The organism is Streptomyces sp. HSW2009 (genome assembly GCF_040240285.1).
In the GTDB taxonomy this organism is placed as follows: domain Bacteria; phylum Actinomycetota; class Actinomycetes; order Streptomycetales; family Streptomycetaceae; genus Streptomyces.
Genome location: NZ_JBEHZD010000929.1, coordinates 1 through 1758, shown reverse-complemented (window position 1 = coordinate 1758; position 1758 = coordinate 1). Strand labels below are relative to the sequence as shown.

At 70.3% G+C, this 1758-nt stretch carries 1 protein-coding gene; it reads right to left on the bottom strand.

Going from position 1 to position 1758, the window contains the following annotated elements:
• The coding region (locus AAHZ94_RS33620) for an Rne/Rng family ribonuclease (protein ID WP_349997485.1) at positions 1-1758 on the bottom strand (1758 nt) is incomplete at both ends.

Below are 1758 nucleotides of genomic sequence, written 5' to 3'. Positions count from 1 at the left end.
ACTCCTCGGTGTCCTCCGCCTCGACCTGCGCCGGCTCGGCCACCGCGGCCGGGAGCTCCTCGGCCGCCGCGTGCTCGACCTCGGCCGCGGCCTCGTGGCCGTGGTCGTGGCCGTGCTCGTGGTGGTCGGCGCCGCCCTTCTTCTTCTTGCGCTTGCCGCCACCGCCGCCGCCGATGGAGCTCGGCTGGTCCATGTGGACGATGACGCCGCGGCCGTTGCAGTGCACGCAGGACTCGGAGAAGGACTCAAGGAGCCCCTGACCGACCCGCTTGCGCGTCATCTGCACCAGGCCGAGCGAGGTCACCTCGGCCACCTGGTGCTTCGTACGGTCGCGGCCCAGGCACTCCAGGAGTCGGCGCAGCACCAGGTCCCGGTTGGACTCCAGGACCATGTCGATGAAGTCGATCACGATGATGCCGCCGAGGTCGCGCAGCCGGAGCTGGCGCACGATCTCCTCGGCCGCCTCCAGGTTGTTCCTGGTGACCGTCTCCTCCAGGTTGCCGCCCTGGCCGGTGAACTTGCCGGTGTTGACGTCGACCACGACCATCGCTTCGGTCCGGTCGATCACCAGCGAACCGCCGCTGGGCAGCCACACCTTGCGGTCCAGCGCCTTCATGAGCTGCTCGTCGATGCGGTACGTGGCGAACACGTCCACGTCCGACGTCCACTTCTGGAGCCGCTCGGCGAGGTCCGGGGCGACGTTGGACACGTAGCCGTGGATGGTCTGCCAGGCGCCCTCACCGCTCACGATGACCTTGGAGAAGTCCTCGTTGAAGATGTCGCGGACGACCCGGACGGTCATGTCGGGCTCGCCGTACAGCAGCGTCGGGGCGTGCGAGCTGCCGCCGTTCTTCGCCTTCTGCTGGATCTCTTCCCACTGGTTCTGCAACCGGGCGACGTCGCGGGTCAGCTCTTCCTCGCTGGCCCCCTCGGCCGCAGTGCGCACGATGACGCCGGCGTCCTCGGGGACGATCTTCTTGAGGATCTGCTTGAGCCGGGCCCGCTCGGTGTCGGGCAGCTTGCGGCTGATGCCGGTCATCGAGCCCTCGGGCACGTACACCAGGTAGCGGCCGGGCAGCGAGACCTGGCTGGTCAGGCGGGCGCCCTTGTGGCCGATCGGGTCCTTGGTGACCTGTACGAGGACGGACTGCCCGGACTTGAGCGCGGTCTCGATGCGGCGCGGGCCGTGGCCCATGCCGAGCGCCTCGAAGTTGACCTCACCGGCGTAGAGCACCGCGTTGCGGCCCTTGCCGATGTCGACAAAAGCGGCCTCCATCGACGGCAGCACGTTCTGCACCTTGCCCAGGTACACGTTGCCGACGTAGCTGGTCGCCTGCTCCTTGTTGACGAAGTGCTCGACCAGGACGTTGTCCTCAAGCACGCCGATCTGGGTGCGCTCGCCGCTCTGCCGTACGACCATGACGCGCTCGACGGCCTCGCGGCGGGCCAGGAACTCGGCCTCGGTGATGATCGGCACCCGGCGGCGGCCCTGCTCGCGGCCCTCCCGGCGGCGCTGCTTCTTCGCCTCAAGGCGGGTCGAGCCCTTGATGGACTGCACCTCGTCGGAGGGCTCGCCGTCCTTGGCGCGCCGCTCCCGCGGCTCCCGGATCTTGATGACCGTACGCTCCGGGTCGTCCCCGGTGCCGGCCTCCGAGCTGTCGCCGCTGCGCCGCCGACGGCGCCGGCGCCCGCCGCGGCGGGTGGGGGCGCCCCCCCCCCGGCGAGTGTAAACAACGGCCCGCCCCCCCCCCCGGCGGC